Genomic DNA, 21,817 nt, shown 5'->3' on the forward strand with positions numbered 1-21,817 from the left:
GTGCCCCGGTTATCCGGTCGGTCCGAACTCCAGGAGATTTCCCCCGTGTCCCATGCCGACCAAAGCGAGCTCTCCAACCTCATCTGGTCCCTCGCAGTGAACCGCGCCGGGTCTGCCGGAGGCTGATTTTCGTTAGTTACGCGGCGACGGCATCGGCTTCCAGAGCCGCTTAGTATTCTTCTTCGGCTTCGGCGGGCGGGATGTTCCCGATGGGCTCGAGCAGGCGGCGGGTATTGAACCAATCGACCCCTTCGAGCGTCGCGTGTTCGACGGCCTCGCAACTGCGCCAAGGGCCGCGGCGGTGAATGACCTCCGCCTTGAACTGGCCGTTGATCGTCTCGGCCAGAGCATTGTCATAGCTGTCACCGACGCTCCCTGCAGATGGCTCGATGCCAGCCTCGCCGAGGCGCTCGGAATACTTGATGGACAGGTATTGGGACCCGCGATCCGAGTGGTGGGCCCGTCCCATGCCCTTCGCCGGCCGACGCTCGTGGACAGCCTGCTCCAGCGCATCGAGAACAAAGCCCGCGTGGGCCGAGGTGCTCACCCTCCAGCCCACAATCCGTCTGGCGTAAGCATCGATGACGAAGGCGACTTAGACGAAGCCCCTCCAGGTGCCCACGTAGGTGAAGTCGCTGACCCAAAGCCTGTTCGGCGCGGAGACGCGGAACGGCCGGTTCACCTGGTCGAGCGGACATGGCGCCTTCCTGTCCGGCGCCGTCGTGCGATGCGGCTTGCCGCGAATGATGCCCTGAAGGCCCATATCCTTCATCAGCCTGGCCACGGTGCAGCGGGCGACAGTGATCCCCACGCGCCCGAGTTGCCGCCAGACCTTGCGGACACCGTAGACCTGCCAGTTCTCTTCGAACACGCGGCGGATCTCGGGGCGCAGGACAGCATCCCGTCGGACCCGCGCCGACCGTCGCCCCGGATCGGCCCGCTTCGACAGGTGATCGCAGTAGGTGGAAGGGGCGATCGGCAGCATCCGGCAGATCGGCTCGACCCCGTGCTCCGCAGGATGAGCATCGATGAACGACACCCTCACTTCGACCGGCGGTCGAGCTCCGCCATGGCAAAATATGCTGACGCCTTGCGGAGGATCTCGTTTGCCTGGCGCAGCTCCCGGTTTTCCCGCTCGAGCGCCTTCATCTTCTCGGTCATGTCGCTTGAGATCCCGGCGCGCTGCCCGCTGTCCACCTCGGCCTTCTTGACCCAGCTGTTCAACGTGTTCGCTGAACAACCGATCTTCGCTGCCACCGAGGCGATCGCCTGCCAGCGCGATCCATGCTGACCCGGATTGTCGAGGACCATCCCGACCGCACGCTCGCGGACCTCAGGGGAGAACTTGTTCGTCGTCTTGCTCATGATGGCTCCAGTCTACTCAAGAGTTGGAGCCTCCGGCAGACCCGGCGCGGTTCACATGGTCGCGCTGGCGCGGCGGAAGGCGGGGTCTGAACCGTAAGCGCGTCCGGCGTTTCCCTGCGCAAGAGAAGCCGCATCTCCGCCGCTGCGGCCGATCGGGAGCGTGTCCCGATGGCGATCCACTCCGCCTCCGGGCTTCGCCAGATTGGCGAAGGGGAACCCGATCGCGGGGCCGCGGACAGGCAGGGGCGCCAGCTCGCCTTCTCGGTCGCCTGCGTCGTCCCGCCTGTCGGAGGGAGCTCCGCACTGTGGGCGCGCGGAGGATCGTCAGGGGCGCCCGCAAACAGGCCGAACAGCCGGAAAATCGTGCTTTCGGACCGGTTTTCGGGCGGATTCGCGGCGAACCGGTTTACATCGCGGCCCACAGTTGCGAGCCTGTCGCGTGAACGACCGAGCCACCCGCGCCGCGCGCGGCCTCGGCAAATTCACCCTCCCCCCCCGAAAGGATACCTGACATGACCCAGGCGAAGCCGGGCGATACCCTGCATCTTCACTACAAGGGCTCGCTGGACGACGGCACCGTTTTCGACAGTTCCGAAGGGCGCGATCCGCTGACCTTCGAGCTCGGCTCGGGGCAGATCATTCCGGGGCTCGAGGCCGGTCTGGCCGGCATGGAAGTGGGCGAGAAGCGCACCGTGCGCGTGGAGCCCGCCGACGGCTATGGCGAGCATGATCCGTCCCGCGTGCAGGCCGTGGACCGCGCCGGCGTGCCCGACCACATCCCGACCGAGCCGGGCACGCAGCTGCAGGTGCAGATGCAGGACGGGCAGGCGGTGAACGTCGTGGTCGCCGAGGTGACCGAGGAGGAGCTGATCCTCGACGCCAACCACCCGCTGGCCGGCAAGGCGCTGACCTTCGACGTGGAACTGGTCGAGATCGCCTGATCCCGGCGGTCGGCGAGCGCGCGAGGGCAGGGGGCGCCGGCGCCCCTGCGCCCATCGCGCCGCCGGCCAGCCCTGCGATATCGGCCGCGCCGCCAACCCGCCGCCGAGCCCTGCTCTGAGCGTGCGGGAGGTCGAGCCTGCGCAGCCGGAGGCCGCAGGCTCCGGGAGGCATCGCGGGCCGGCCCGCCGCTGGCGCTGATCGTTCAGGACATGTTCCTGCGGCTGGCGGGCGGGGGCGTGCGGATCATGCGCCTCGCTTCGCTCGCGCTGACCTGCGTGGTGTTCGGGCTCGTCGGCCTCGCCGCCGCCCGGCGGCGTGACGCGGTGATGCTGGGGGGCTGACGCTGCTGATGACGGCGCCGGAGACGCCGCGCCACGCCATCGAACTCAAGCATTGCGGGTTCGAGCTTCCGGCCGCGTTGCTGCTGCTGCACGCCGCATCCCGGGCGGCGCGCCGCCGCCGGCGGGATGCTGGCGCTGGCGCTGTCGTTCTTCTCGTTCTCGGCGATGTTCGTGGCGGCGGTCCTTATGCTGGACATCGCGCTGTTCCGCGCGCCGCGCCGCGCCGCGCCGGGGGAGGCGGGCGGTGATCCGGTCGCGCGCGCTCAGTCGAAGGGCGGCGGCCCCTGGTCCCGGATCCGGCGGCCATAGGCGGTGGCGGCGGTCATGGAATGGTGGTGATGGTCGTGGATCATCTTGCGCCCGTCCTCGGAGACGAAGCCGCAGGTCTTCGCCGCCGCGTCGCAGACGCTGTCGAGCCGGCGGAACACCGGCCAGCCGCGCCGCGCGGCCTCCGCCTCCAGCGCCGCGTCGACCGCGCGGGTCTCCTGCCCGTCGATCATCTTCCAGGTCAGCCGCTCCAGCGCCTCCGGATCGTCGAGCCCGCCGTGCTCGCGCACATAACAGTCGAACAGGCGCCGGCCCTCCCGGTCCTTGAAGACGGGGGGGGGAGGCCGAGGATGATCCGCTTGCCCGAGGCGTCGAGCGCGTCGAGCCGCGGCCCCATCCGCGCCACCGAGCGGGGGGGAGGCGAAGGCGAGCAGGACCGTGTCCGCCGCCTCGAAACTGGGCGCGCGCAGCAGGGCGCGCAGCTGCGCCTTCGGGAAAGTCGCCCGCATCCCGAAACGGGCGAACCGAGACCCCCGGAACAGGTCGGGATCGAGCGCCAGCGTCTTCCACATGTCCCGGCCCATCGAGTTGCCGAGCACCGGCGCCTTCTCGGACGGGGCGTCCATGTCGAACCACAGCCGCGTCGCCTCGTAGTCCGAAGGGGCCTTCGCCTCGGACGGGCCCATCCCCTGCGCGGCGGCGAGATCGTCCAGCGCCGCGCCCAGCACCGTCGGCGCGGTCGTCAGGCGCGGATGGCGCCATTCGACCTGGGGCGGGAACATCGGCGTGACGATCAGCGCAAGCCCCAGCGCGGGCATGGTCCGGCGCAGGATCGGCAGGCGCAGGAACTCGGGCCGGACGTGCCGCATGTGCGCCAGCCAGGCTCCGGCCCCCCGGCTCCCACAACCGGCTGAGAAGCCGGTAGAAGGACAGGTCCCGATCCTGGATCGTCATCCAGTCGGCGAAGATCAGCCCGCCCGCGGCCGCGCCCGCCAGCAGCCAGGGCTTGGCGCGCCGCGCGACGTCCAGCGGCCCGACATGGACCAGGGGGAAGACGATGCGGAACTGCTCCTCCACCGCCAGCGACCCGGTGTGCGGAAACGGCTTCACCAGCCCGGAATCCGCGCCATACTGGGTCAGCGAGCCAAACCAGTACATGTTCGAGACGAAGAACACCGAGGCCGGAAGCGATGCGGCATGGTCGAGCATCTGGCTCGGCAGCGCAGCGTCCAGGCGAAGGGCAGGCTGGCGAAGATCACCACGAACAGCGCCGGCAGCAGCCGCCGGGCGCGCCGTTCGTGGAAATCGGCGATCGGGAACCGCCCGGTCGCGGCTTTCTCCCGCGCGATCAGCGAGATGATCAGGAAGCCCGAGATCACGAAGAACACCTCGACGCCGAGATAGCCCGAAGGCAGCCGTTCCCGCCCCGCGAGCGTGAACGTGCATGATAGATCAGGACCGCGCCCACGGAGATCATCCGCAACCCGTCGATCTCCGGCCGTTACTTCAAGCTCATCAAGACGCCTTCCTGAACGGGCGGGAGGAGGGCGCGCCGGCTCTCCCGATCCTGCGAGGGCGCGGCGATTCCGAAGGTGGAGGAATGGATGCGCCGGTGACGCCGGTCGATTCGTTTCCCTGAACTCGCGGCGTCCGCCGGGCCCCGGCCGCGATGCGCGAATCCCAGAACCTGCGAGCGGCCTTCGCAAGATCTCATCCCCTGCCGCGAATGATCGCCTGATCGGCAGAACCGGATTCGTCGGCGGCGCCCTGCTGCGCCAACGCGCTTTCGCCGACCGCTACAACAGCCGGGACATCGGCGGGATCGCCGGCCGCGCCTGCGACGCCGTGGTCTGCGCCGCCGCGCCCGGCTCGATGTTCGAGGCCAACACGTTCCCCGACCGCGACCGGGAGAAGGTCGAGGCGCTCTGCGACCAGCTGCGCGGGGTCTCTCGGCCGAGCGTTTCGTGCAGATCTCCTCCATCGCGGTGCTGGAGGATTTCGCGGGCCGGGACGACGAAGGGAGCGAGCGGTTCCAGCAGGCGCTGGCCTATGGACGCCGCCGTCGGATGCTGGAGACGTTCTGCGCCGAACGGTTCCCGCGCTGCTCGATCGTGCGCCTGCCGGCGCTGTTCGGCCCGGGGCTGCGCAAGAACTTCATCTTCGACCCGATGAACCCCATGCCCAGCATGTTGCCCGAAGCGAAGCTCGCGGACCTATGCGACGGGCTCGGACCTGGGCGACCGGCTCGGACCCGACCTCGCCGCGGCCCCGGCCGGCTTCTACGCGCCCGACGCGGCCACCGGCATGCCGAAGCTGAACCGGGCGGCCTATGACGCCTCGCCGCCTTCTTCGGGGGCTGAGGCGGTCATGCGGTTGTCGATGTCGAATGTCGCCTGGGCGCCGGAAGAGCGGCTGGAGGCCTGCGCCGCCATGGCCGAACATGGCGTGCGGGGGCTGGAGATCGTCCCGGGCCTGTTCTTCCACGCCGCCGCCGACCCGTGCGCCCCCGACGCGGCGACGGCGGAGCGCGCGCTGGCGGAGATCGCGGCGCAGGGGCTGTCGCGGGTCTCCATGCCGTCGCTGCTGTTCGGCGTGTCGGGCGCGGCGCTGTTCGAGGGCGACGACACGCGGGCGCGGCTGCAGACGGGGATGGTCCGCGCCATCGACCTCGCCGGCCGCTTCGGCATCCCCAACCTGCTGTTCGGATCGCCCGGTCAGCGCCGGTCCCCGAGGGGACGGACCGGGCGGAGGCGCAGGACCTCGCCGCCGCCGTCTTCGCTCGGCTCGGCGATGCGCGCGCAGGCGGCCGGCGCGCGCTTCGCCATGGGGGCGAACCCGGAGGTCTACGGCGCCAGTTTCCTCAACACGCTGGAAGAGGCGGCGGATTTCGTCGCCGCGGTCGACCATCCCGCCGTCGCGCCGATCCTCGATCTGGGCGCGATGCATATCAACGGCGCCTATGCCGACGCGCCCGGCCGGGTCGCCCGGCTCGGCCCGGCGCTGACCCATGTGCGCTACACGCCCCATGACAGCTGGACCGACGCCTCCGCGCTCGGCGACGCCGGCTGGCAGGTCCCCGCCTTCGACGAGGCCGTGTTCCACGAACAGCGCCGCGCCCACGCCCTGGTGATCCCGGTGATCAACGAGGGCGAGCGGATCCGCGGCCAGCTGGAGCGGATCCCGACGCCGATCCGCCGGTGGATGTGATCGTGGCCGACGGCGGCTCCGCCGACGGCTCGCTCGCCCCCCGATTTCACCGCCCCCGCCGGGGTGCGCGCGGTGCTGACCAGGACCGGCCCGGGCAAGCTGAGCGCGCAGTTGCGCATGGGCTGCGCCTGGCGCCTGCGGCAGGGCTATGCGGGGATCGTGACCATCGACGGCAACGGCAAGGACGGGGGCGAGGCGGTGGCGGACATGGCGGCGAAGCTGGAGGCGGGGTTCGACTATGTGCAGGGCTCGCGCTACCTGCCGGACCCGCGGGCGCAGCCGTTCCGCGACGTGTTCATGCGCGATGAGCTGCTGTTCCACCTGACGGCGCGCGCGGGGCGGATCGGCATGAAGGCCGGCCATGTGCCGGTGCAGCGCCGCTATTCGGCGAACGCGGCCACGCCGACCAGGATCACCGGGTTCGGCGGCAGGTTCGACGTGCTCAAGCAGACCTTCGGCGCGGCTTTCGGGGCGTATCACCCGAAGGGGTCAGGGGGGCCAGCCCGGTCCGGGGCGACGGGGCGTCCGCCTGCCGGGCGGGGGGCGGGCGACGCGCGCGTCAAGCGAAACCCGCGGCGCGTGCAAATCGGGGGCAAGATCGCGACAGCAACCATGCCGGCGCCGTGCCGGGCGCCCTTGCGTCGCCAAATAATTCGTCCGTAAATCATAAGAACACGTTCGCCTGCAAACGATGCTTGTCGCAGGATCGGGCGCGCCGGCGGGCGGAAGTTCTCGACGTAGGTCGCCCCGCCGCCGCCGTCTCGGCGTGGGCCGGCGATTCCTACTTTGCTTTCCCGGGCGGATGTGACAGTCAGTCCCGCCAAACAAGAAGCGACATGGGAGGATGGGGTCATGAGCGTGACGGGATCGGGCGGATCTCTCACTCCGCTGGACATCAAGGCGCGCAAGGGCGGCGAGCCGCTGGTCTGCCTGACGGCCTACACCACGCCGGTGGCGCGCATGATCGATGCCGATTGCGACGTGGCGCTGGTCGGTGACAGCGTCGGCATGGTGCTGCACGGCCTGCCCTCGACGCTCGGCGTGACGATGGAGATGATGGTCCTGCACGGCCAGGCGGTGCGCCGCGGGCTGAGCCGCGCGCTGATGGTCGTCGACATGCCCTTCGGATCCTACGAGGAATCCCCCGCCCAGGCCCTGCGCAACGCCGCCCGCCTGATGGCGGAGACCGGCTGCGCGGCGGTGAAGCTGGAAGGCGGGGTGGAGATGGCCGAGACCATCCGCTTTCTCACCGCCCGCGGCATCCCGGTGATGGGCCATGTCGGCCTGACCCCGCAATCGGTCAACGCGCTGGGCGGCTATGCGGTCCAGGGCAAGGGCGCCGACGGCGATCGCGTGGCGCGCGACGCCATGGCCATCGCCGAGGCCGGGGCCTTCGCGGTGGTGCTGGAGAAGATCCCCGACCCCCTCGCCCGCCGGGTCACGGCCGAGATCCCGGTCCCCACCATCGGCATCGGGGCCTCGCCGGGCTGCGACGGCCAGATCCTCGTGGTGGACGACATGCTGGGGCTCTTCGCCGACTTCAAGCCGAAGTTCGTGAAGCGCTACGCCGAGCTCGACGCCGCCGGGCGCGAGGCCGTCGCCGCCTATGCCGCCGACGTGCGCGCCCGCCGCTTTCCCGGCCCCGAGCACCTGTTCGGTCTGACCGCCCCCGCCCCGGAACCCGCCCCGGAACCCGCCCCGGAACCCGCCCCGGAGACCACGGGGCGATGAGCGTCCGCATCGTCAGGACGGTCGCCGAGCTGCGCGCCCTCGTCGCCGGCTGGAAGGAAGAGGGCGAGCGCGTCGCCGTGGTGCCCACCATGGGCGCCCTGCATGAGGGCCATCTGAGCCTTGTGCGCGAAGCGATGGCGCGGGCCGGGCGGGTGATCGTCACGCTTTTCGTGAACCCCAAGCAGTTCAACAGCGCCGCCGACCTCGCCGCCTATCCGCGGACCGAGGTTTCGGACGCCGCCAGGCTGGAGAGCCTGGGCGGGACCATGGTCCTGTTCGCGCCGGACGGGGACGAGATGTATCCGCCGGGCTTCTCCACCGGCGTGACCGTGACCGGGGTCGGCGAGGGGCTCTGCGGCGCCGGCCGGCCCGGGCATTTCGACGGCGTGGCGACGGTGGTGACCAAGCTGCTGCTGATCTCGGGCGCCGATGCGGCGATGTTCGGGGAAAAGGACTACCAGCAGCTTCAGGTGGTGCGGCGCGTGGCGCAAGACCTGAACCTGCCGGTGGAGATCGTGCCCTGCGCCACGGTGCGGGAAGCCGACGGGCTGGCCCTGTCCTCGCGCAATGTCCGCCTGTCGGAGGCCGGGCGCGCCTGCGCCCCGGCGCTGGCCCGCGCGCTGAACACCGCCGCGGGGCGGCTCTCGGCCGGGGCGCCGGCGTCGGGGGAGATCGCGGCGGCGACCCGCGCGATCCTCGCGGCCGGGTTCGAGCGGGTGGAGTATCTCGAACTGCGCTCCGCCGCGGATCTCGCGCCGCTCGATACGGCGGACCGGCCCGCCCGGCTGCTGGTCGCGGCCTGGCTGGACGGGGTTCGGCTGATCGACAATGTGGAGGTGCGGGCGGCGGGCTGAGCGCGCGCCGGGCGCCGCCAACGGTTCAGCGGCGGAGACGGTCCAGCGTCTGCTGCACGATGCCGGCGCCCAGCAGGTAGAAGCTGGTCACCAGGATCCCGACCTGGACGAAGACGCCCGGCTCGAAATCCGCCAGCGCCGCCCAGGAGGCGAAGACGGTCCACAGCACCGCCACCGACAGCGACAGCGGCCGCCAGCGCTTGGTGCGCACGGGATGGATGAACTTCAGCGGCGCGAACATGGCCGCGGCCAGCACCGTGATCAGCGCCATGATCACCCCGGTCGAGGGCGTCAGCGCGAACAGCGCCAGCACCACCATGTTCCAGCAGCCCGGAAAGCCGAGAAAGCTCTTGTCCCCGGTCTTCATCCAGCAGCCCGCGAAATACAGCCCGCTGGAGAAGGTGATTCCCAGCAGCGCCAGCCAGGCCCAGACCCCGGGCAGGATCCCGGACTGGAACAGCGCGTAGGCCGGGATGAACACATAGGTCAGATAGTCGATGATCAGGTCGAGCACCGCGCCGTCGATATGCGGCGCATGGGTGCGCACGTCGAAACGCCGGGCCAGGGGGCCGTCGATTCCATCGACGGCGAAGGCCACGACCAGCCACAGGAACATCCGGTTCCATTCCCCATCCACCGCCGCGAGCAGCGCCAGCATGGCGAACACCGCCCCGGTGGCGGTGAGCAGATGGACCGAAAAGGCGCGCAGAGACGTGGCTGTCATCCGGGATTTATAATCGCAAGCCGCGCGGAATGTAAGGCGGGGCGCTGAGAAGGCGCGGTCGCGTGTTCGTGAAACCGCGCCGGCCTTCCCGCGCCCGCGCGGGGATTTCACGCCGGTCTCATCCCGCCTCGGCGCGCGGCGCGACGTGGTAGTCCCGCAGATCGGCGCGCCGGGTCATCGCCCAGTAGTCCAGCTTGCGGATCCCCGAATTCACCGTCACGCGGCCCTTGCGGTTGCGGTAATAGGTGCTGACGCCGGGATGGGTCCACACCATGTCGCGCAGGGTCTCGTCCAGCATGGCGTTGTAGCGGTCATGCACCTCGGCCCGGCAGTCCACCGCGCCGGCGCCTGTTTCCAGCATCCCCGCGATCACCTCCATGACGTAATGCACCTGGTTCTCCAGCAGCGCGATGATCGAGCCCCCGGCCCCGGTCTGCGAGTTCGGCCCGTAGAGGCAGAAGAAATTCGGGAATCCCGGCACGGCCATGCCCAGATAGGCGCGGGCCTCGTCCTCGCCCCAGACGTCGCGCAGGGCGACGCCGCCGCGTCCGACCGTCTCGAAGGTCGAGAGGAACCGCTGCACGTCGAACCCGGTGGCGAGGATCAGGGCGTCGAGCTCATGCAAAACCCCGTCGGCGGTGCGCACGCCCGCGGGTTCGACGGCGGCGATGGGGGTGTCCTCGATGGACACGTTCTCGCGGGTCGCGGTGCGATACCAGCCGTTGTCGAGCAGGATGCGTTTTCCATAGGGCGGATAGGTCGGCACCAGTTTGGGAAGCAGGTCGGTGCGGTCGCCCACCTGGCGCTTGATGTAGTCGGTGAAAAACTGGCGATAGCGATCGTTGGTCCGGTTGAGGCTGCGCTCCGGGTGCGGCCAGCCGGGGTCGATATGCAGGGTGGGCAGCAGCCGGTCGGACCAGATCCAGTTCAGCCGCAGCCGATACCAGGCGCGGTAGAGCGGGACCTCGGCGAAGAGAAACCGCTGGGAATCCGGCACCGCCTCGCCCAGCTTTTCGAACGGAACCGCCCAGGTGGGCGAACGCTGGAAGACCGTGAGATGCGCGGCCTCGGGGGCCAGCGCCGGCACGCTCTGCATCGCCGAGGCGCCGGTGCCGACCACCCCGATCCGCTTGCCCCCGAGGTCGATGTCCTCGGGCCATTCGGCGGTGTGGAAACACGGGCCCCCGAAGCTCTCCAGCCCCGGGATCGCCGGGGTTTTCGGGGGGTTGAACAGGCCCGAGCCGGCGATGACCACGTTGGCGGTCAGGGTCTCGACACCGTCCGGACCCTCGACCTCGACCTGCCATAGCTGCGCGGCCTCGTCCCATTCGGCGCGCCGCACGCGGGTGTTCAGGCGCAGGTCGGGGCCTAGGTCGAAGCGTTCGACCACCCCTTCCAGATAGCCCTGCAATTCGGCGCCGGAGACGAACCAGCGGTCCCAGTCATGGTCGGCGAAGGTGAAGGAATAGAGGTGGTTGGGCGTGTCGACCCCCACGCCGGGATAGCGGTTGGCGGCCCAGACCCCGCCGACGCGCCCGGCCTGTTCGACCTGCAGGTAAGGCACGCCGGCATCCTTGAGCCGGACCGCGGCGCAGATCCCCCCGGCGCCGGCGCCGATGACCAGCACCCGGAAGCCCTCGGGCGGGGACAGGCGCATCGGCTCGGGGCTGACTGCGCAGCGGGTCACCATGTCGAGGTCGTAGGCCAGCATCGGCCCATACTCCGCCGGCGCCGCGTCGCCCAGCGAGGCCGAGAGAATGCGAACCAGCATGGCCTCGTCCGGATCGGGCAGGGCCAGCGGTCGGCCCGCCTTCCAGGCCAGGATCGCCTCGACCGCCGCCGCGCGAACCTCCGCCGCGGCCTCCGGGGCCAGCCCGCCGCCGTCGTTCTCGTCGATGCCGTAGCCGCGCGAAACGGTGTAGGGCGCCTCCATCCAGCCCGTGTCGCCGGTCATCTGCACCAGCATCGCGAGCAGGCTGGGGATATTGGCGTCGGCCACGGCCTCCGCCATTCGGGCGTCGTAGGATGTCATGCGGGCTCCTCCCCATCGGGCCGGGCGGCGCGGGGTCGGCCCCGTCGTCCGTCTTGCGTCCGGCCTCGTTTTGCCGGGAAGCAGAGCGCAGCCGCGCGCCGGGATCAAGCCGGCGCCGCGGGGCGCGGCCGGGCCGGGGGGCGCGCGGGGCAGGGCGAGGACCGGGGCAAACCTCGTCCCCGCCGGGGTTTTCGGCCCCCGGTCGGGGCGCCCGAAATCGCATATGCGATGCGCCCGCGCGCCGGGTCCGCGCGGTTTCCGCTGCGCCCGGGCGCGACACGCGCTATACTGCGCGCCGAACGGGCCGCGCCCCCCGGCGCGCCCCGCCCAAAAAACGCAGCCGCGAAACCAGTCCGGAGGATTCGCCTTGACCGTGCAGCATCTCGCCGACGCCGCCTCGCTCGCCGCCCTCGTGCCTTCGGGCGCGCGGATCGGCGTCACCAAGGGCGAGCAGACCGACGTCCCCATGGCCATGGCGCTGGAACTGGTGCGCCGCGGCGTGACGGATCTCGACCTGGTGACCATCCCGACCTGCGCCTTCCCGGCCTCGGGCATGATGCTCGACATCCTGGTCGGCGCCGGCTGCGTGCGGTCGGTGGAGACGTCGGGCGTCTCGATGTCCGAACTGGGCGCCGCGCCGCGGTTCTCGGCGGCGGTGAAGGCGGGGACGCTGAAGGTGGTCGACGCGACCTGCCCGGCGGTCTACGCGGCGCTTCAGGCCGGGGCCAAGGGCCAGCCCTTCACGGCGCTGCGCGGGCTGATCGGCTCCGACCTCATGGCGCATCGCGACGACTGGGCGGTGGTGGCGAACCCGTTCGAGGCCGACGACCCGGTGGCGCTGCTCAAGGCGATCAACCCGGACGTGACGCTGTTCCACGCGCCCATGGCCGACCGCCACGGCAATGTCTGGATCGGCCGCAACCGGGACCTGCTGACGCTCGCCCATGCCTCCGACATGACCCTCGTGACGGTGGAGAGGATCGTGGACGGCGACCTGATGGAGGACGAGACCCTCGCCCCCGCCGTGATCCCCAATTTCTACGTCACCGCGCTGGCCGAGGCGCCGGGCGCGTGCTGGCCGCAGCAGGCGGACGGGACCACCGATCTCGACGCCGTGCGCGCCTACATGTCCGCCGCGCGGACCGAGGAAGGCTTCCGCGACTGGCTCGCCGCCCATGTCTTCGCCCGTCCGGAGGCGGCGGAATGAGCGCCGGCGAAACCGACGTCCGCCCCGAGGAGATCCAGGCCGCCGCCATCGCCGGCCTGCTGGAAGGCGCCCGCCACGTCGCCGTGGGCATGGTCTCGCCCATTCCCGGCACGGGGGCGCTGCTGGCCAATGAGCGGTCGGGCGGGGGAACCCGCGTCTCGATCCTCGGCAGCAAGAAGACGACCTTCTGGACCAATGGCGGGTCGGAGCTGTTCGACCTCGCGGGTCGCGGGCGGCTCGACGCCTTCTTCCTGTCCGGCGGGCAGATCGACGGCGGGGCCAATGTGAACCTGGTCGGCGTCGGCGACTATCCGGAGGCGAAGGTCCGCTGGTCGGGGTCCTTCGGCTCCGCCTATCTCTATTTCGTGGTGCCGCGGGTGATCCTGTTCCGCTGGGAGCACACCCGCCGGACCCTGGTGGAGAAGGTGGATTTCGTCTCCGCCCCCGGCACGTCGGAGCCCGGCGTGCATCGCCCCGGCGGGCCGATCGCGCTGATCACCAACCTTTGCCTCTTCGACTTCCAGCGCGAGGCGGGGCGGTTCCGGCTGAAATCCCTCCATCCCGGCGTGACGCTGGAGGAGGTGCGGGACAATACCGGGTTCGACTTCGACCTTCCCGAGCATCTCGCGGAAACGCCGACGCCGGACGCCGACACGCTGTCCCTGATCCGGGGGCCGGTGGCCCGGCGCATCGCCGACGTCTACCCGGTCTTCGCCCGGCAGGTGTTCGGGATCGAGCCCGCCGCGGCCTGACCTCTCAGCCCCCCGTAGGGCGGGTGCGAACCCGCCGCCCGCCCTATGGGTTGCGCGCTCACCTGCCCGCCAGCATCGCCTCGACCAGCTTCTGCACCCGCAGCGCCTCGGCCGGGGTGGCGAGCCGGTTGGGCTCGCCCCGCATCAGCTTCGACAGGTCGTCGAGCTGCGCTTTCAGGCTTTCGGCCCGCGGATCGGCGGGCTCCTCGCCGATCCGCGCGAAGGCCCCGCCGTCCGAGATGAAGTCCCGGTAGAAATCCTCGATCCGGCGGGAGGATTTCGTCCCCTTCACCGTCACCTGCTGGCGGTCCGGCTGCGCCCCTCCGACCGCGCCCAGCACCGACACCACCGCCCCGGCCTCCGAGCGCAGGCGGGCGAGCATGTGGGTCTCGCACAGCGCCGGGTCGTCGGGATAGGTCGGCAGGGCGGCTTCCAGGGTCAGCGGCCCCAGCACCCGTTCCGAGAAGAACAGGAAGTGGGAGATGACTTCGCGCACATAGCCGCCTTCCTCGCGGAAGCGCAGCCAGTCCGCGGCGACCTGCCAGGCGCGGGGCCAGGCCGGATAGGTGACGACGATGTCGACGCCTTCCAGCCGCCCCATCTCGCCCGCCTGCGCCGCCGCGACCGTGCCGGTCAGCGCCCCGCCCGCGGCCTGGGTGAAGTTCACCGCCGCCCGCGCGCCCATGGCGTCGAGCCGGGCCACGAGTTCCTCGCTTTCGGCCACATCGACGCCCAGCGGTTTTTCGAGGAACACCGCCCGCCCGGCCCCGGCCGCGGCCAGCGCCAGCGCCTTGCGGGGGACCGGCGGGCAGGCGAGGTAGACGAGATCCGCCGTCGCCATCGCCGCCTCGGCGCTCTCGGCCATCACGGCGCCGGGATGGATCGCGAGGGCCTCGGCGCGGGCCGCCTCGGACGGATCCCAGAGGAAATCCGGGGCGTAGTCGGGATGGCGCAGCATGTGCTCCAGCATCCGCCGTCCCATGATGCCCAGCCCGATGATCGCGGTTTTCGTGGTCATGTCGGCGCCCCCTCAGCCGGCTGCGAACGGATCGACGGGGCGGATCGGCGGATGCGCGGCCTCGATGGCGGCGCCGGCCTCCAGCAGCACGTCCTCGCGGAACTTCCGCCCCACAAGCTGCACCCCCATCGGCCTGCCCGGCCGCCCGGTGGAGACCGAGAGCGCCGGCAGCCCCAGCGCCGGCAACCCGACCTGGGTCATCTGGGCCGCGTAGATGCGGGCGAAATCGGCCTCCGAGCGCACATCGGAGTTGTTCTCGAACGGCGCCTCCCCGGACATGGGGCAGAGCAGCACCGGCCAGTCCTCCAGGAACATCTGCCAGGCGCGCAGCAGGGGGATGCGGTCCTGAAGCGCCTTCACCGGGTCCGAGCCCTCGGCGATCTTCATCATCTGCGCGGCGCAGAAGATGGCGTCCGGGTCGCCTTCAGGCGCCAGTTTCGGCGTGCCGTTGACCGAGAAATCCAGCATCCACAGGGCGATGTTGATGCGCTGCGCCTCGGCGATGGAGGGGGGGGCGATCTCGTCGACCTCCCAGCCCGCATCCGACAGCGCGGCGGCGGCGCCCTTCAGCGCCTCGGTCACTTCCGGGTCCACCTTCATCCCGTCGGGCGCGAGGCAGAGCGCGACGCGGCGGGGAACCGCCGGCCCGGTCAGGGGCGCGGGCATCCGCCAGGGGTCGCGCAGGTCTTCCGCCGACATGGCGGCGAGCGAGATGCGCAGGTCGTCGATGGTGCGCGCCAGCGGTCCGGAGACGGCGGTGAGCTGCGCCCCGATGGACCGGTCGGCGCCCGAGAGGTTCGCCGCCGGCACACGCCCCAGGGTCGGCCGCAGCCCGTGGACCCCGCAGGCATAGGCGGGATAGCGGATCGATCCCGCGATATCCGTGCCATGCGCCACCGCCCCGATCCCCGCCGCCACGGCGGACCCCGCGCCGCCGGAGGACCCGCCCGGCGTCAGCGTCCGGTCATGGGGGTTCAGCGTGGTCCCGTGCAGCGAATTGCGCGCGAACCAGCGCAGCGAGAAGGCCGGGGTGTTGGTCCGCCCGATCACGACGCCGCCCGCGGCGCGCAGGTTGGACACGATCGGGCTGTCCTCGGGCGCCGTCAGGTCCTTTTGCAGCTTCAGCCCGTTGGTGGTGGGCCGGCCGGCATAGTCGATGTTGATCTTCACCGTGCAGGGCACGCCGGCGAGCGGTCCCGGCTCCTCCCCGCGGGCGAGCTTGGCGTCCACGGCGTCGGCCTCGGCCAGCGCGGCTTCGGCGGTCTCGTCCACCACGGCGTTGATCGCGGGGTTCACCGCCTGCATCCGCGCGATGGCGGCCTCGCATTCCTCGCGCGCGCTGGTCTCCCGCGACCGCACCCGCGCCGCGATCACCGCGGCCGACGCCTGCCAAAGCTCCGCCATGCCGGACACCCCCTCTGCTGATGTTTCGCGCATACCCTTTCCCCGGCCGCGGAATTGGTCAACCGCGCGCCTTGACCGCAGGCCGGGGGCGGGGCCTGATGGCGGCGTCTTCCCCCTTGCCGGAGCCTCCCCATGGCCGAACATCGCCTCACCGCCACGCCCGAAACCGTGCGCTGGGGGTTCCTCGACGCCGCCACGCCGCCGGCGCTGACCGTGGCGTCGGGCGATGTGGTGGTGATCGAGACCGTGTCCGGCGGCCCCGACCACCTGCCGCCCGAGGGCTTCTTCGTGCCGCCCGAGATGCACGATATCCATGCCCGGGCCGAACGCATGCTGCCCGGCCATATCCTCACCGGCCCGGTGGCGGTGGAGGGGGCCGAGCCCGGCGACGTGCTCGAAATCCGCATCCGGGACATCGCGCTGCGCACCGACTGGGGCTGGAACATGATCCGGCCGCTCGCCGGGGCGCTGCCCGACGATTTCCAGCACGGCCGGGTGCTGAACATGCCCCTGGACCTGGAGAGCCGCACCGCGCCGCTGCCCTGGGGCGGGGAGCTGCCGCTCGCCCCCTTCTTCGGGGTCATGGGCACGGCGCCGCCGCCGAACTGGGGCCGGGTGACGAGCCTGGTGCCCCGCGCCTTCGGCGGCAATCTCGACCTGAAGGAGCTGGTCCCCGGCGCGGCGCTGTTCCTGCCCTGCTTCGTGCCGGGGGGGAACTTCTTCTGCGGGGACGGGCATGCGGTGCAGGGCGACGGCGAGGTCTGCGTGACCGCCATCGAGACGTCGCTGACCGGGACCTTCGAATTCATCCTGCGCAAGGATCTGCGGCTGGAGGCGCCGCGGGCCGAGACCGGAACCCACCTGATCGCGCTCGGTCTCGATCCCGATCTGGACCAGGCGATGGAGAAGGCGCTGCGGGTGATGATCCGCTGGCTGGGCGAGGTCGCGGGGATGGCGCCGCAGGACGCCTATTCCCTGTGTTCGCTGGCCGCGGACCTGCGCATCACCCAGGTGGTGAACCAGACGCGGGGCGTGCATTGCATGATCCCGCGGGCCGCGTTGCCGCCGCGCCCGGACTGACCGGCGGCCGATGGCCGGCTTGCGGGGGGGGGGCGGCGTTGGGGGGGGCGGCGTTCGGCCCGCGCCGCCAATATCCTTTGGACTCCGCGGATTCATGCTAAGATGAACGACCTGCGCGCCGCCACCTCGGCGAGCCCCTTCCGCTCGCCATCGGCTTGCCGAAGGTTTCATGGGTTCGTCCGCAACGGGAGCCGACATGCCCCGCAAGACCTCTGATACCAGCGCCATCGACAAGGTGTGCCGCGTGTTGCGACGCGTGGGCGAGCAGCCCGGCGACCGTCTGACCGAGATCGCCAGGGACACCGGCCTGCCGTGGGGCACCGCGCTGCGCGTGCTCGACGCGCTGACCCGCGAACGCTTCGTGGAGCGGATCAATCCCGGCAAGACCTATGCCTCCGGGCCGGAGACCGTCGCCTTCGCCCGGCGCGCCTCGCCCGAGGAACTGCGCGTCGCCGCGGCGCCGGGGCTGGCCCGGCTGGCCCGCCTGCTGGGCGACACGGCGCTGCTGTCGGTGGCCAGCGGGCTGGACGCGCTGTGCCTCGACCGGGCGCAGGGGGCCTTTCCGGTGGGGCCGGTCAGCCTGCAGCCCGGCGCCCGGCGGATGCTGGGGGTGGGGGGCGGCGGGCTCGCCCTGCTGGCCTTCGCGCCGCCTGCGCGCGCCGAGGCCTGCCTGGAGGTGATCCCCCTGCGCCTGGCCGATCACCCGCGCCTGACGCTGGAGCGCATCCGCGAGGACGTCGCCGCCGCCCGCCGCGACGGGCACGCCCTGGCGCAGGAGCATTCGCATGACCGGGTGAGCGCCATCGGCGTCCCGGTGCGCAATGCCGACGGGGTGACGGTGGCCGCGCTCAGCGTGGTCTCGCTGACCGACCGGCTGTTGTCGCGGCGCGGGGAGATCGCGCTCGCCCTGGCGGAGGAGGCCGAGCGCCTGGGCCGGACCGAGGCCGCCGCCGGCGCCTCCGGTCCCTGGGCCGGCCCCGGGGGGCCGGAAGCGGTCGCGGCCGGGGCTCCGCGCCGTCATGGGCGGGGCGGGCGCGGATGAGCCCGCCGCCCGACGCCGCGCGATCGCCCGGCCCGCCCGCCGCTGCGGGGGGCGGCACCAATTCGATCGAGAAAGCCTGCGCGGTCCTGCGCGCGCTGGCGGGCTTCGACGCGCCGCTTCGGCTGATCGACATCGCCGCCGCCGCCGACCTGCATCAGGCCACCGCCGCGCGCGTCCTCGAAACCCTGGCCGAGAACGGCCTGGTGCGCCGCCACGGCCGCCGCCGGCTCTACGCGCTGTCGCCCCTGGCCGGGCGGCTGGGGCAGGCCGGCCGGGCCGGGATCCTGCGCGAGGCGGCTCATGCCTCGATGCTGCGGCTCTCGGTGCTGAGCGACGACACCGCGATGCTGTCGGTGCGCTGCGGGGACGAGGCGCTGTATATCGCGCATGAATTCGGCCGCCACCCGATCCGGGTCGACACGCTGGGCATCGGCCGGCGGCGCCCGCTGGGGGTCGGCGTGGGGGCGCTGGCGCTGCTGGCGGCCCTGCCGCAGGGTGAGGCGAAAGCGGCGCTGGATCGGGTCGAGCCGGCGCTGGCCCGCTTCCCCCTGCTCTCGCGCGGGTTGCTGGAGCGGGAGGCCGAGCGGGCCCGGACCCGCGGTCATGCGCTGGTCGCGGATCTCATCACCCCCGGCGGCGGCGGCGTGGCGGTGGCGATCCGGGCGCCGGAAGCGGGCCTGACCGGGGCGGTCAGCGTGGTCGGCCCCACCGACCGGATCCTGGCGCGGGAGGCGGAGCTGGCCGCCATGCTGCGCGAGGAGGCCGCCCTGATCCGCGAACGTCTGCTGGCGAATTGCGGTTTGCAAAATTCCATCTGACGAAATCTTTCAGACGCAACCTGTGTCGAAAACGCGAAAACCGCGGAAAATAAGGGGCTGAGTAGCCTTTCAAAAATTCCATCTCACGAAATATCAGGCGGACGGCCTGTCCCGCACCGGCCCCCGCGCGCCATGATGCCCCCCGCAGACGCCCCGTTCCGAAGGGCGCGACCGTTTCCGGGAGGATGCCATGACCGACCCCTACACCCCTCGTCCGTGCGCGAGGGCGCCGCGATGAAATCCATCCGCATCGGCTCCGGCTCCGCCTGGATGGGCGACCGCGTCGAACCCGCGCGCTGGAGCGCCGACCGCGGCGCCCTCGACTACATGTGCTTCGAGACCATGGCCGAGGTCACCATCTCCATGGCCCAGGTCCGCAAGGCCGAGGACCCCAACGCCATCGGCTGGGATCCCTACCTGGACGACCGGATGGAGGCGGTGCTGCCCGGCTGCCTGAAGGCCGGCACGCGCATCGTGTCCAACCAGGGCTGGGTGGATCCGGAGGGGGCCGCGGACCGGGTGCGCTGGCATCTGCGCAAGCTGGGCGCGACCGGCAAGAAGGTCGCCTGCGTCACCGGCGGCGTCGTCACCGACCGCATGGACCGCTGCGGCCCGATCCTGGAGACGGGCGCCGATCCGACGGGTTTCGGGGACGCCCTGCTCTCGGCCGAGGCCTATCTGGGGGCCGAACCCATCGCCCGGGCGCTGGGCATGGGCGCGGACATCGTCATCACCGGCCGCTGCGCCGACCCGGCCTTGTTCCTCGGCCCGATGCTGCATGAATTCGGCTGGACGCCGGACGATCTCGACCGGCTCGGCGCCGGCGCCGCCATCGGGCACCTGATGGAATGCGCCGCCCAGATCACCGGCGGCTACTTCTCCGATCCCGGTTTCAAGGACGTGCCCGAGCCGTGGAACCTCGGCTTTCCCATCGCCGACGTGACCGAGGACGGCGCCTGCGTGCTGGGCAAGCTGGAGGGGACCGGCGGGCGCATCTCGCTGGGCTCGGTGAAGGAGCAGATGCTCTACGAGGTCCACGACCCCCGCGCCTATGTCACCCCCGACGTGGTGGTGGATTTCTCCACCGCGAAGCTGACCGAGCTGAACGACGGCCGCGTGCGCATCGAGGGCGTGACCGGCAAGCCGCGTCCCGAGCGGCTCAAGGTCTCCATCGGCTGCCGGGAGGGGTATATCGGCGAGGACATGTTCCTCTATGCCGGGCCGGGGGCGCTGGACCGCGCCAGGCTCGCCAAGCGGATCCTGGAGGAACGGTTCAGGATCGTCGGCCTGAAGGCGGACGAGGTGCGCATCGATTTCGTGGGCTACAACTCCGTCCACGGCGCCGCCACCCCCGCCGACGCGCCCGAGCCCTACGAGGTCGCCGTCCGCGTCGCCGCCCGCACGCAGACCTATGCCGAGGCCTTCAAGGTGGGGCGCGAGGTCGACGGCATGGCGGTGTCCGGCGTGGCGATGACCGGCAAGCGCGGCGGTCACCGCCAGCGGGTGCGCGAGGTCGTGGGCGTGTGGTCCGCGATGATCGACCGCGACGCGGTCGCCCCCGAAATCACCATGCTGGAGGTCTGAGATGCGGGTTCAGCTACGCCACCTCGCCCATGTCCGTTCCGGCGACAAGGGCAACACCGCGCTGATCTCGGTCATCGCCTATTCCGATCCGCTGTTCGAGATCCTGTGCGAGCAGCTCACGCCCGAGGCGTTCAAGGCGCATTACCGCGGCGCCATCACCGGCGAGGTCACGCGCCACCGGCTCGACAATCTCGGCGCCCTGCAATTCGTGTGCGAGGGGGCGCTGGGGGGCGGCGTGTCGCGCAGCCTCGCCATGGACAATTTCGGCAAGGCCCTGTGTTCGGCGGTGCTGGGCTTCGAGGTCGAGGCGCCGGACCGGATGCGCAACCTGTTGGTGAACCTCGCGGAACCGGCGGCGGGCTGAGCGCCGCGCGGGGGGCGGCCGCGGCCAGGCCGCGCGGGGACGCGGCGAAGGCCAGGCCGCGCGGAGACGCGGCGAAGGACCGGGGGGGGGGGCGCGCTGAAAAGCGCGCCCCCTGGCGTTTCGGGGGCGGGCGGCCGCCTGATCGGGCGCGCGACGGAGGCGAAATCGGTCGCGTTTCCGTGACTATTTCTCAAATGCGCTAAATGAACCTTACGGACGCATCGCCGCCGACCGCGCCGGCCGCGTCCTTCGAACGCCGTCGCCCCTGGCGGCCCGGCGCCCGATCCGCGCCGATCGCCTCGCGACGATCGCAACACCGAGACGACCCCGAGGCGGACGCCTCCGCCACGCCGGTCCGCGCCGGCGACGGAGCCGCGCGCCCAGGTCACGGTCGCCTTGACGCCCAAAGGAGAAACTCATGCTCGGCACGATTCTGGTCATCGTTCTCATTCTCGTTCTCATCGGCGCCCTGCCGCGCTGGGGGCACAGCGCCAACTGGGGCTACGGGCCCAGCGGCGGTCTCGGCCTGGTGCTGGTGATCGTGCTGATCCTGGTCTTGCTGGGCCATATCTGACCCCCCGACCCGCCGCGGCGGCTGAGACTCAGCCCCGGCGCGCGGCGTCGATGGCCGCCACGTCGATCTTCGTCATGGTCAACATCGCCTGGAAGGCGCGGGCGGCTTCGTCGCCGCCCGCCGCCAGCGCCTCGGTCAGGGTGCGCGGGGTGATCTGCCAGTTCAGCCCCCAGCGGTCCTTGCACCATCCGCAGGCGCTTTCGGCCCCGCCATTGCCGACGATGGCGTTCCAGCAGCGGTCGGTTTCCGCCTGGTCGTCGGTGGCGACCTGGAAGGAGAAGGCCTCGGTCTGCGGGAAGGCCGGCCCGCCGTTGAGCCCGAGGCAGGGCAGGCCGAGCACGGTGAACGTCACCGTCAGCACGTCGCCCGCCTTGCCCTGGGGGAAGTCCGTCGGCGCCCGGAACACCGCGGTCACCGCGCTGTCGGGGAAGGTTTCGGCGTAGAAGCGCGCTGCGGCTTCGGCCTCGCCATCAAACCACAGGCAAACGGTGTTCCTGGCGATGGTCACGAT

At 71.4% G+C, this 21,817-nt stretch carries 22 protein-coding genes, 1 pseudogene and 1 other annotated feature; of the genes and pseudogenes, 15 read left to right on the forward strand and 8 right to left on the reverse strand.

Annotated elements, in window-relative coordinates; genetic code table 11:
* Positions 1–169: 169 nt before the first annotated feature.
* A pseudogene (locus tag BLV24_RS19770) lies at positions 170–1,365 on the reverse strand (IS3 family transposase).
* Positions 968–1,084: a sequence feature (AL1L pseudoknot), on the reverse strand. Its footprint overlaps the pseudogene before it by 117 nt.
* A gap of 512 nt (positions 1,366–1,877) precedes the next feature.
* On the opposite strand from BLV24_RS19770, the gene BLV24_RS19775 reads away from it, so the two are divergent.
* Positions 1,878–2,306, forward strand: coding sequence for an FKBP-type peptidyl-prolyl cis-trans isomerase (locus tag BLV24_RS19775; RefSeq protein ID WP_092685098.1), 429 nt, complete (start codon positions 1,878–1,880; stop codon positions 2,304–2,306).
* A gap of 210 nt (positions 2,307–2,516) precedes the next feature.
* Positions 2,517–2,648, forward strand: a complete 132-nt coding sequence (locus BLV24_RS22940) for a hypothetical protein (protein WP_281242953.1) — start codon at positions 2,517–2,519, stop codon at positions 2,646–2,648.
* A 263-nt stretch (positions 2,649–2,911) separates the two neighbouring features.
* Here the strand turns inward: BLV24_RS22940 and BLV24_RS19785 are convergent, their stop codons facing one another.
* A complete protein-coding gene (locus BLV24_RS19785; RefSeq protein WP_092685102.1) occupies positions 2,912–3,784 on the reverse strand; it encodes a hypothetical protein in 873 nt (290 codons plus the stop codon).
* 267 nt (positions 3,785–4,051) lie between these two features.
* Positions 4,052–4,303, reverse strand: a complete 252-nt coding sequence (locus BLV24_RS21775) for a hypothetical protein (RefSeq protein WP_143040378.1) — start codon at positions 4,301–4,303, stop codon at positions 4,052–4,054.
* A gap of 576 nt (positions 4,304–4,879) precedes the next feature.
* Between BLV24_RS21775 and BLV24_RS19795 the strand changes: the two genes are divergently transcribed.
* From BLV24_RS19795 to panC, 5 genes are all read left to right on the forward strand, one after another.
* The gene (locus tag BLV24_RS19795) at positions 4,880–5,248 is read left to right on the forward strand and encodes a hypothetical protein (protein ID WP_092685106.1); all 369 of its coding nucleotides are present in this window, start codon (positions 4,880–4,882) and stop codon (positions 5,246–5,248) included.
* The gene (locus BLV24_RS22115) at positions 5,220–6,122 is read left to right on the forward strand and encodes a sugar phosphate isomerase/epimerase family protein (RefSeq protein WP_245710677.1); all 903 of its coding nucleotides are present in this window, start codon (positions 5,220–5,222) and stop codon (positions 6,120–6,122) included. The genes BLV24_RS19795 and BLV24_RS22115 overlap by 29 nt, the downstream gene beginning before the upstream one ends.
* Before the next feature lie 72 nt (positions 6,123–6,194).
* Positions 6,195–6,785, forward strand: a complete 591-nt coding sequence (locus BLV24_RS22120; RefSeq protein ID WP_176954850.1) for a hypothetical protein — start codon at positions 6,195–6,197, stop codon at positions 6,783–6,785.
* Between the two features lie 189 nt (positions 6,786–6,974).
* Positions 6,975–7,853 carry a 3-methyl-2-oxobutanoate hydroxymethyltransferase gene (gene panB / locus BLV24_RS19805; RefSeq protein WP_092685108.1) on the forward strand — a complete coding sequence of 293 codons (879 nt, stop codon included), beginning with the start codon at positions 6,975–6,977 and terminating at the stop codon, positions 7,851–7,853.
* Positions 7,850–8,707 carry a pantoate--beta-alanine ligase gene (panC, locus tag BLV24_RS19810; RefSeq protein WP_092685110.1) on the forward strand — a complete coding sequence of 286 codons (858 nt, stop codon included), beginning with the start codon at positions 7,850–7,852 and terminating at the stop codon, positions 8,705–8,707. The genes panB and panC overlap by 4 nt, the downstream gene beginning before the upstream one ends.
* Positions 8,708–8,732: 25 nt before the next feature.
* On the opposite strand, the gene BLV24_RS19815 is transcribed toward panC, so the two are convergent.
* A complete protein-coding gene (locus BLV24_RS19815; RefSeq protein WP_092685112.1) occupies positions 8,733–9,431 on the reverse strand; it encodes a CDP-alcohol phosphatidyltransferase family protein in 699 nt (232 codons plus the stop codon).
* A 118-nt stretch (positions 9,432–9,549) separates the two neighbouring features.
* Positions 9,550–11,463 (reverse strand): flavin-containing monooxygenase, encoded by a 1,914-nt coding sequence (locus BLV24_RS19820; RefSeq protein ID WP_092685114.1) that lies wholly within the window; start codon positions 11,461–11,463, stop codon positions 9,550–9,552.
* A gap of 373 nt (positions 11,464–11,836) precedes the next feature.
* Here BLV24_RS19820 and BLV24_RS19825 point away from each other — a divergent pair, with 373 nt between their 5' ends.
* Both BLV24_RS19825 and BLV24_RS19830 read left to right on the forward strand, forming a co-directional pair.
* Entirely contained in the window at positions 11,837–12,670 is an 834-nt protein-coding gene (locus BLV24_RS19825; RefSeq protein WP_245710685.1) for a CoA transferase subunit A, read from the forward strand.
* Positions 12,667–13,422: a CoA-transferase gene (locus BLV24_RS19830; protein WP_092685118.1), complete on the forward strand. Its 756-nt coding sequence runs from the start codon at positions 12,667–12,669 to the stop codon at positions 13,420–13,422. Before BLV24_RS19825 ends, BLV24_RS19830 begins: the two co-directional genes overlap by 4 nt.
* A gap of 58 nt (positions 13,423–13,480) precedes the next feature.
* Here the strand turns inward: BLV24_RS19830 and BLV24_RS22945 are convergent, their stop codons facing one another.
* Both BLV24_RS22945 and BLV24_RS19840 read right to left on the reverse strand, forming a co-directional pair.
* Positions 13,481–14,440: a Gfo/Idh/MocA family oxidoreductase gene (locus BLV24_RS22945; protein WP_092685120.1), complete on the reverse strand. Its 960-nt coding sequence runs from the start codon at positions 14,438–14,440 to the stop codon at positions 13,481–13,483.
* A 12-nt stretch (positions 14,441–14,452) separates the two neighbouring features.
* Positions 14,453–15,844, reverse strand: a complete 1,392-nt coding sequence (locus tag BLV24_RS19840) for an amidase family protein (protein ID WP_092685122.1) — start codon at positions 15,842–15,844, stop codon at positions 14,453–14,455.
* A gap of 132 nt (positions 15,845–15,976) precedes the next feature.
* On the opposite strand from BLV24_RS19840, the gene BLV24_RS19845 reads away from it, so the two are divergent.
* From BLV24_RS19845 to BLV24_RS19870, 6 genes are all read left to right on the forward strand, one after another.
* Positions 15,977–16,924, forward strand: coding sequence for an acetamidase/formamidase family protein (locus BLV24_RS19845; protein ID WP_092685124.1), 948 nt, complete (start codon positions 15,977–15,979; stop codon positions 16,922–16,924).
* A 196-nt stretch (positions 16,925–17,120) separates the two neighbouring features.
* On the forward strand, positions 17,121–17,966 hold the full coding sequence (locus BLV24_RS19850; RefSeq protein ID WP_176954851.1) for an IclR family transcriptional regulator: 846 nt from the start codon (positions 17,121–17,123) through the stop codon (positions 17,964–17,966).
* Complete coding sequence (locus BLV24_RS19855) at positions 17,963–18,784, forward strand: IclR family transcriptional regulator (protein WP_092685128.1); 822 nt, start codon at positions 17,963–17,965, stop codon at positions 18,782–18,784. The genes BLV24_RS19850 and BLV24_RS19855 overlap by 4 nt, the downstream gene beginning before the upstream one ends.
* Before the next feature lie 234 nt (positions 18,785–19,018).
* The gene (locus tag BLV24_RS19860) at positions 19,019–20,368 is read left to right on the forward strand and encodes an acyclic terpene utilization AtuA family protein (RefSeq protein WP_092685340.1); all 1,350 of its coding nucleotides are present in this window, start codon (positions 19,019–19,021) and stop codon (positions 20,366–20,368) included.
* Position 20,369: 1 nt separating this feature from the next.
* Complete coding sequence (locus BLV24_RS19865) at positions 20,370–20,732, forward strand: AtuA-related protein (protein ID WP_092685130.1); 363 nt, start codon at positions 20,370–20,372, stop codon at positions 20,730–20,732.
* 418 nt (positions 20,733–21,150) lie between these two features.
* Positions 21,151–21,306, forward strand: coding sequence for a DUF3309 family protein (locus BLV24_RS19870; protein WP_092685132.1), 156 nt, complete (start codon positions 21,151–21,153; stop codon positions 21,304–21,306).
* Positions 21,307–21,334: 28 nt separating this feature from the next.
* Here BLV24_RS19870 and BLV24_RS19875 read toward each other — a convergent pair whose 3' ends face one another.
* A complete protein-coding gene (locus BLV24_RS19875) occupies positions 21,335–21,814 on the reverse strand; it encodes a VOC family protein (protein ID WP_176954852.1) in 480 nt (159 codons plus the stop codon).
* Positions 21,815–21,817: the final 3 nt, after the last annotated feature.

The organism is Albimonas donghaensis, assembly GCF_900106695.1.
Lineage (GTDB): Bacteria > Pseudomonadota > Alphaproteobacteria > Rhodobacterales > Rhodobacteraceae > Albimonas > Albimonas donghaensis.

Excerpts from the sequence above, each read along its gene's own strand:
- BLV24_RS19820 (WP_092685114.1), bottom strand. The coding sequence starts at position 11,463 with ATGACATCCTACGACGCCCGAATGGCGGAGGCCGTGGCCGACGCCAAT.
- panC (WP_092685110.1), top strand. The coding sequence starts at position 7,850 with ATGAGCGTCCGCATCGTCAGGACGGTCGCCGAGCTGCGCGCCCTCGTC.
- BLV24_RS19850 (WP_176954851.1), top strand. The coding sequence starts at position 17,121 with ATGCCCCGCAAGACCTCTGATACCAGCGCCATCGACAAGGTGTGCCGC.
- BLV24_RS22940 (WP_281242953.1), top strand. The coding sequence starts at position 2,517 with ATGTTCCTGCGGCTGGCGGGCGGGGGCGTGCGGATCATGCGCCTCGCT.
- BLV24_RS19845 (WP_092685124.1), top strand. The coding sequence starts at position 15,977 with ATGGCCGAACATCGCCTCACCGCCACGCCCGAAACCGTGCGCTGGGGG.
- BLV24_RS19865 (WP_092685130.1), top strand. The coding sequence starts at position 20,370 with ATGCGGGTTCAGCTACGCCACCTCGCCCATGTCCGTTCCGGCGACAAG.
- BLV24_RS19785 (WP_092685102.1), bottom strand. The coding sequence starts at position 3,784 with ATGCGGCACGTCCGGCCCGAGTTCCTGCGCCTGCCGATCCTGCGCCGG.
- panB (WP_092685108.1), top strand. The coding sequence starts at position 6,975 with ATGAGCGTGACGGGATCGGGCGGATCTCTCACTCCGCTGGACATCAAG.
- BLV24_RS19855 (WP_092685128.1), top strand. The coding sequence starts at position 17,963 with ATGAGCCCGCCGCCCGACGCCGCGCGATCGCCCGGCCCGCCCGCCGCT.
- BLV24_RS19860 (WP_092685340.1), top strand. The coding sequence starts at position 19,019 with ATGAAATCCATCCGCATCGGCTCCGGCTCCGCCTGGATGGGCGACCGC.
- BLV24_RS19830 (WP_092685118.1), top strand. The coding sequence starts at position 12,667 with ATGAGCGCCGGCGAAACCGACGTCCGCCCCGAGGAGATCCAGGCCGCC.
- BLV24_RS22945 (WP_092685120.1), bottom strand. The coding sequence starts at position 14,440 with ATGACCACGAAAACCGCGATCATCGGGCTGGGCATCATGGGACGGCGG.
- BLV24_RS22115 (WP_245710677.1), top strand. The coding sequence starts at position 5,220 with ATGCCGAAGCTGAACCGGGCGGCCTATGACGCCTCGCCGCCTTCTTCG.
- BLV24_RS19870 (WP_092685132.1), top strand. The coding sequence starts at position 21,151 with ATGCTCGGCACGATTCTGGTCATCGTTCTCATTCTCGTTCTCATCGGC.
- BLV24_RS19840 (WP_092685122.1), bottom strand. The coding sequence starts at position 15,844 with ATGGCGGAGCTTTGGCAGGCGTCGGCCGCGGTGATCGCGGCGCGGGTG.
- BLV24_RS19775 (WP_092685098.1), top strand. The coding sequence starts at position 1,878 with ATGACCCAGGCGAAGCCGGGCGATACCCTGCATCTTCACTACAAGGGC.
- BLV24_RS19815 (WP_092685112.1), bottom strand. The coding sequence starts at position 9,431 with ATGACAGCCACGTCTCTGCGCGCCTTTTCGGTCCATCTGCTCACCGCC.